This is a genomic window from Deltaproteobacteria bacterium RBG_16_64_85 (assembly GCA_001798885.1).
Classification (GTDB): domain Bacteria; phylum Desulfobacterota; class Deferrimicrobia; order Deferrimicrobiales; family Deferrimicrobiaceae; genus FEB-35.
Genome location: MGQW01000056.1, coordinates 1 through 6,322 on the forward strand (window position 1 = coordinate 1; position 6,322 = coordinate 6,322).

The 6,322-nt window shown below is 64.9% G+C and carries 6 protein-coding genes and 1 pseudogene; 6 read left to right on the top strand and 1 reads right to left on the bottom strand.

The genetic code is table 11. The features are described from left to right. Positions 1-250, top strand: a pseudogene (locus A2Z13_02900) (F0F1 ATP synthase subunit beta). A 26-nt stretch (positions 251-276) separates the two neighbouring features. Then, positions 277-678, top strand: a complete 402-nt coding sequence (locus A2Z13_02905) for an ATP synthase F1 subunit epsilon (protein OGP78242.1) — start codon at positions 277-279, stop codon at positions 676-678. 2 nt (positions 679-680) lie between these two features. Here the strand turns inward: A2Z13_02905 and A2Z13_02910 are convergent, their stop codons facing one another. Beyond that, complete coding sequence (locus tag A2Z13_02910; GenBank protein OGP78243.1) at positions 681-1,220, bottom strand: hypothetical protein; 540 nt, start codon at positions 1,218-1,220, stop codon at positions 681-683. Positions 1,221-1,298: 78 nt separating this feature from the next. Here A2Z13_02910 and A2Z13_02915 point away from each other — a divergent pair, with 78 nt between their 5' ends. The 4 genes from A2Z13_02915 to A2Z13_02930 all read left to right on the top strand — a co-directional run bounded on the left by A2Z13_02915 (position 1,299) and on the right by A2Z13_02930 (position 6,091). Continuing rightward, complete coding sequence (locus tag A2Z13_02915; GenBank protein ID OGP78244.1) at positions 1,299-2,732, top strand: UDP-N-acetylglucosamine diphosphorylase/glucosamine-1-phosphate N-acetyltransferase; 1,434 nt, start codon at positions 1,299-1,301, stop codon at positions 2,730-2,732. Further along, positions 2,732-4,561, top strand: a complete 1,830-nt coding sequence (locus tag A2Z13_02920) for a glutamine--fructose-6-phosphate aminotransferase (GenBank protein ID OGP78245.1) — start codon at positions 2,732-2,734, stop codon at positions 4,559-4,561. Before A2Z13_02915 ends, A2Z13_02920 begins: the two co-directional genes overlap by 1 nt. 422 nt (positions 4,562-4,983) lie before the next feature. Then, the gene (locus A2Z13_02925) at positions 4,984-5,589 is read left to right on the top strand and encodes a hypothetical protein (protein ID OGP78246.1); all 606 of its coding nucleotides are present in this window, start codon (positions 4,984-4,986) and stop codon (positions 5,587-5,589) included. 1 nt (position 5,590) lies between these two features. Then, complete coding sequence (locus A2Z13_02930; GenBank protein ID OGP78247.1) at positions 5,591-6,091, top strand: hypothetical protein; 501 nt, start codon at positions 5,591-5,593, stop codon at positions 6,089-6,091. Positions 6,092-6,322 lie beyond the last annotated feature (231 nt).

Below are 6,322 nucleotides of genomic sequence, written 5' to 3' on the forward strand. Positions count from 1 at the left end.
CGAGCTCTCGGAAGACGACAAGCTGCTGGTCGCCCGGGCGCGCAAGATCCAGCGGTTCCTCTCGCAGCCGTTCTTCGTCGCCGAGCAGTTCACCGGGATCCCCGGGAAATACGTCCGGCTCCAGGAAACGATCCGGTCGTTCAAGGAAATCGTGGACGGCAAGCACGACGAGCTTCCCGAGCAGGCCTTCTACATGGTCGGCACGATCGAGGAAGCGATCGAGAAGGGGAAGGCGCTCCTCGCCGTCTGATCGGGGGGCGAAAGCGCAAGGGACAAATGGCATCGACGATCAAGCTCGAAGTGGTCACGCCCGAGCGGCTGCTCGTGTCGGCAGACGTGGACGAAGTGATCGCCCCCGGCTACGAGGGGGAGTTCGGGGTCCTCCCCGAGCACACCTTCTTCCTGGCGATCCTCTCCATCGGGGTCCTGCGCTATCGCAAGGGGAGCGAGATAAAGAAGGTGGCGGTGGGCGGGGGCTTTGCCGAGGTGACCCCCGAGCGGATGGTCGTATTGGCCGACGTCGCCGAGAAGGCCGATGAGATCGACGTCGAGCGGGCCCGCCGCGCGCACGCCCGGGCCGAGACCGCGCTCAAGGAAGTGTCGCTCGACGAGGAAGCAACGGCGAAGGCCACCTCGGCGCTGCAGCGGGCGCTGGTCCGGATGGCCGCCGCCGAGTAGGCTTAGCGGACCAGGGCTTTAATCTTTGGCTTCCCCTCTTCGACGCTGATCCGGAATTCCACCTTGTTGGCCCCGGACTTCCCGGCGATCTCCCGGGCGCGGGCGAGCAGCGCCTCCCGGGTTGCGGAGAGGTCCTCCTCCCCTGCGGGCAGCCCGCACGACCTGCGGGCCTCCATCAGCTCTCCGATGACCTGATCGAGGTGGGCGGGCTCCACCGGATCCGAGGCGGGAGACCTCCCGTGCACCAGGGCGCCGGAGGGATCCCGGATCAGCCGCCCTTCCTCGAGGTCCCGGACCATGCGCATCCATAAATTGGAGAAGGAGTAAAATCGGGTCTGGAGGTTGTTGAAACGGAACTGGTCGTTGGTATTGACGATCTTGCGCTGTCCCATCCTTCGAATGGTCTCCTCGACCTCCTTGCGCTTGTCGGAAGGCTCCGATCGCCGGATTCCCTGGAAAAAGAGGTCGTACTGGCGCTTGACGTTGGCGATCTCCGCCTCGATCTGGTCCAGCGTTTCCTTCAAGTCGCCGACAATCGCCATTCCCATTCCCCGCGAAAAACGGGTAAACTTTCTAATTAGCCGGACAAAGCATTCTAGCACTCCGAAAGAGGCAGGTCGATGAAAGGCGTTTCCGCGATCATCCTCGCGGCGGGCCAGGGAAAGCGGATGAAATCCGCCCTTCCCAAGGTGGCCCACCCCGTGCTCGGGAAGCCGATGCTGTGGCATGTTGCTCGATCCGCCTCGGCGGCCGGGATCCCAGAGATCGTCTTCGTCCTCGGCAATGGCCGGGACCAGGTGATGGGGACGGTCACGCAGTATGGCGGAAAGGTGGCGGTGCAGGAGCGCCAGCTCGGGACCGGCGACGCCGCCCGGGCCGGACTTTCGGTCGTCTCCCGCCGGGCCCGGGAGGTGGTCGTCCTGTGCGGCGACGCGCCGCTCCTCCGCCCGAAGACCCTCCGGGACCTGGTCGCGGCGAGGCGGAAGACGAAGGCCGCCGCCTCCGTTCTGACCGGGATTCTCTCCGATCCCGCGGGATACGGACGTGTGGTGCGCCGCCCCGACGGCACCGTCGCCCGCATCGTGGAGGAACGGGATGCCGACGCCTCCCTTCGGCGGATCCTGGAGGTGAACTCCGGGACGTACGCTTTCGACCGTGCGTTTCTGGCGCGGAACCTCCCGCGACTGTCCGACGTCAACGCGCAGCGGGAGCTCTACCTTACCGACCTCGTCTTGCAGGCGCTCGAAGAGGGAAGGATCGTGGTTCCGGTCGTAGCCGGGTACCCCGACGAGGTGCGGGGGATCAACTCCCGGGGGGAGCTGGCGGATGCCACGGCGATCCTCCTTCGCGCGAAAATCAGGGCCTTGCTCGATTCCGGAGTGACCATCGTCGATCCCTTGCGGACCTACGTGGAGACCGACGTTTCCGTGGGGGCCGACACTCTCATCGAGCCGGGCGTTGCGCTCCTGGGGACGACACGGATCGGGCGAGGCGCGAGGATCCAGGCGGGGTGCGTGGTGGAGAACAGCCGGGTGGAGGACGGCGCGCACCTGCTGCCGTACTCGGTTCTCTCCGGCGCGCGCGTCCGCAAAGGCGCCAGCGTGGGCCCGTTCGCGCGCCTGCGACCGGAGGCCGACATCGGGGAGGAAGCCCACATCGGCAACTTCGTCGAGGTGAAGAAGAGCCGGCTGGGGAAGGGATCGAAGGCCAACCACCTGTCCTACATCGGCGATACGCTGGTGGGGAGGAAGGTGAACATCGGCGCGGGGACGATCACCTGCAACTTCGACGGCATCGCCAAGCACACGACCGTCATCGGTGACGGCGTGTTCGTCGGGAGCGATACGCAGTTCGTCGCCCCCGTCACGATCGGCAAGGGGGCGCTGATCGGTGCCGGCGCGACGATCACGAAAAACGTACCGCCGTATGCGCTGGCTCTCTCCCGGGTCGAACAGAAAGTGCTCGAGGACTGGGTCATCCGGAAGAAACCCGAGCTCCTTGTGAAGGCGGGTCTGAAAATCCCCCGAACATCGAGGAAGGGAAAGCCGAGGTAATGTGCGGCATCGTCGGGTACACCGGCCCGAAGCAGTGCGTCGGCATCCTGCTGGACGGCCTGGGGAAGCTGGAGTATCGCGGATACGATTCGGCGGGGATCGCCGTGCTCGACAGCGGCGGGATCGCCATCCGGAAGAGCGAGGGAAAGCTTGCGCGGCTCGTGGATCTCGTCGCCCGGGAGCCGGTCGCGGGAACCTGCGGCGTGGGGCACACGCGCTGGGCCACCCACGGACGCCCCTCCGACGCGAACGCCCACCCGCACCGGGCCGGCGCCGTCGCCATCGTTCACAACGGGATCATCGAGAACCACCGGACGCTGAAAAAAGGCCTGAACGAGAAAGGGAGGACGTTCTGCTCCGAGACCGACACGGAAGTGATCGCCCACCTTCTGGACGAGTACACCTCGGCCGGCCTCTCGCTTGAGGAGGCGGCGCGCAGGACCGTGTCCGAGCTGCGGGGGTCCTACGCCTTCCTTGCGGTCTCCGAGAAGGAGCCGGGGACGCTCGTCGGCGTGCGGTTGAACTGCCCCATGGTGATCGGCATCGGCGAGGGGGAGACCTTCTTCGCATCGGACCTCCCTCCGCTGCTCTCCAACACCCGGAAAGCCCTCTTCCTGGAGGACGGGGAGATCGTCGTCGCCGGGCCGGCAGGGGTCCGGCTGATCGATTTCGCGGGGAACCTCAAGCACCGCGCCCCGCAGCACATCGACTGGTCCCCCGTGATGGCGGAAAAAGGGGGCTACCGGCACTTCATGTTGAAGGAGATCCACGAACAGCCCCGGGCCATCCTGGATACGCTCGCCGGCCGGATCCTGCCGGAGTCGGGGGAGGTCTTCTTCGAGACCCTCCCGCTGCCGGACGAGCGGCTACGCCGCTTGAAAAAAGTGCTCATCGTGGCCTGCGGGACCTCCTGGCACGCCGGTCTGGTCGGCAAGTTCATGATCGAGGGGCTGGCGCGGCTGCCCGTGGAAGTGGACCTGGGCTCGGAGTACCGGTACCGCGACCCGGTGGTGGAGGAAGAGACCCTCTGCGTCCCCATCTCCCAGTCGGGCGAGACGGCGGACACGCTGGCGGGCCTTCGCGAGGCGAGAGGGAAGGGAGCGATCGCGATCTCCATCTGCAACGTCGTTTCCTCCACGATCGCCCGGGAGTCGGACGGCGTGATCTACACGCACGCCGGGCCCGAGATCGGCGTGGCGTCCACCAAGGCCTTCACGACGCAGCTCGTGGCGCTCTACCTCCTGGCGCTGCATCTTGCGTCCGCGCGCAGGACGCTATCGGAAGCGGAAATCGCAGCGCACCTCCTGGAGGTGAGCGAGCTCCCCCGGAAGATCGAGGAGGTTCTGAAAAAGGAGGCCGCGATCGCGGGCATAGCCCGGAAGTACAAAGACGCGACCGACTTCCTCTACCTGGGCCGAGGGATCTCCTACCCGATCGCGCTGGAAGGGGCGCTCAAGCTGAAAGAAATCTCCTACATCCACGCGGAGGGGTATCCGGCGGGCGAGATGAAGCACGGCCCGATCGCCCTGATCGACGAGCGGATGCCGGTGCTCGTGCTCTGCGCACGGGGCGAGGCCTACGAGAAGACCTTCTCCAACCTGGAAGAGGCGCGCAGCCGCGGAGGGCGGGTGATCGCGGTGGGCACCGAGGGGGACGGGACGCTCGCCGAAACGGCGGAGGACATCCTGTTCCTGCCCCCGTGCTACGGCTACGCCCGGCCGATCCTCGAGGTCGTCCCGCTGCAGCTGCTGGCGTACCACATGGCGTTGCTGAAGGGCACGGACGTCGACCAGCCGAGGAACCTCGCCAAGAGCGTCACGGTGGAATAGGACGGACGCCGCGAAGAAGGAGATCCAAAGAGGGACGGGTCGTTGGGGTTTTCAGGACCCGATGAAAAGTTCGAACTCTCCTTCCCTCTCGCCTCCTTCCGGCCTGGCGTAGGGGACGGGACCGGGGCTTTCCCGGCGCCTCCGGAGAGCCGCGAAGAGGAAGGTCGCGGTTCCCGCGGCAAGCAGTGCAACCAGAAAAAAGCGGCGCGTTTTCACCTTGTTGTTGTCTCCCCACGCGCGGCTTCGCGTCGCCCTGCTCTCAATTCTAAGGGAATCCCCACTCTCCGCCAAGGACAAAGCCGAAGGAACGGAAGTGTTCCCCCACAGGCTTGCGCCGGCCGGGAGAAACATGGTAATCCTAACTTTTCGGGAAAACGGAGTGAAACCCTGTTCCGGCAGGCGAATCTTAAACGGAGCGGAGAATGCCCGCGGAGCGGTTGCTCGACGATAGTGTTCTTCTGGAGGAGCTTCGAAAAGGCACGCCGGAGTCGGTCGAGAACCTGTTCGACCGTTTTCACGCCAAGATCTATAGCCTGGCGATGTCGATCCTCAAGAACGAAAGCGATGCCGAGGAGGCCACCCAGGACGTGTTCCTGACGGTGGTGCAGAAGGCGCACACCTTCAAGGGGAACTCGGCGCTCTACTCGTGGATCTACCGGATCTGCGTGAACACGTGCCTGATGAGGCTCCGCGGGAAGCGAAGGGGCGAGACGGTCTCCATCGAAGAGTTCATGCCGGTGTTCACCGAGGACGGGATGCACGCCAGCCTGATCGACGACTGGAGCAAGGAAGTCGAGCGAAAGGCGCTGGACAAGGAACTGGGGCAGGTGATCCAGCGGTTTACGGGGGACCTCTCGGAGAAATACCGGGTCGTTTTCGTGCTGAGCGACGTCGAGGGGTTGTCCAACGAGGAGACGGCGCAGATCCTCGGGCTGACCGTTCCGGCGGTGAAGTCCCGCCTCCACAGGGCAAGGCTCTACCTCCGGGAGCGGCTGACGAGGTATCTGCGGGAAGGAAAGACGGTCTAGGATGAACTGCAAGGAACTGGTCTACCTGCTGAACGATTACATCGACGGGACGATGGAGGAGCACTTGCGGCAGGAGTTCTCCGTCCATATCGATCTGTGCGAACCCTGTCTGAACTTTCTCAAGACCTACGACAAGACGCGCGTCTTGTGCCGGCAGATCCTGCTGGAAGAGATCCCCGAGGAGGTCCGCAGTCGGCTGAAGACCTTTGTCCTGCAGAAGGCCCGGGAGCACCACCGGGAGATCGAAAAGTACCTGGAGCGGGCGGCCAGGGAGCGCCGCGAACAGGTGGCCGACATCCTCCGGGCCTACCTCGCCAACCAGCTTTCCCCCACCATGGACGTCCTTTTCCGTGCCCACCACGATCGCTGCGAAACGTGCGGGGCGTTCCTGAGGGGCATCGAAGGCGGCAAGGCGATCACCGCGGCTCCCCCCGACATCGAGGAGCACATTGCCGAGTTCCTCGATGCACTTCCTCCGGGGGAAGTTCCCACGCTCCCCTGACATCGGTCTTCTCCCGAATTCCGCTGTCCCCCGCTTTATACTATGATCCATCGACGGGCCGGGTGATTCCTTGGGGGGCGCGAGCCACTTTTTCCCGCCCGCGCTCATCCAAGAAACAGAGGAAACGGATGCGATTTTTCCCTTTCAGCGCGATCGTTGGCCAGGATTTGTTGAAGAAGGGTCTCCTTTCGAACGCGGTGGACCCGTCGATCGGTGGGGTTCTGATCCGCG

Coding starts and splice junctions, on each gene's coding strand:
- A2Z13_02905 (OGP78242.1), top strand. CDS start 277: ATGGCATCGACGATCAAGCTCGAAGTGGTCACGCCCGAGCGGCTGCTC.
- A2Z13_02910 (OGP78243.1), bottom strand. CDS start 1,220: ATGGCGATTGTCGGCGACTTGAAGGAAACGCTGGACCAGATCGAGGCG.
- A2Z13_02915 (OGP78244.1), top strand. CDS start 1,299: ATGAAAGGCGTTTCCGCGATCATCCTCGCGGCGGGCCAGGGAAAGCGG.
- A2Z13_02920 (OGP78245.1), top strand. CDS start 2,732: ATGTGCGGCATCGTCGGGTACACCGGCCCGAAGCAGTGCGTCGGCATC.
- A2Z13_02925 (OGP78246.1), top strand. CDS start 4,984: ATGCCCGCGGAGCGGTTGCTCGACGATAGTGTTCTTCTGGAGGAGCTT.
- A2Z13_02930 (OGP78247.1), top strand. CDS start 5,591: ATGAACTGCAAGGAACTGGTCTACCTGCTGAACGATTACATCGACGGG.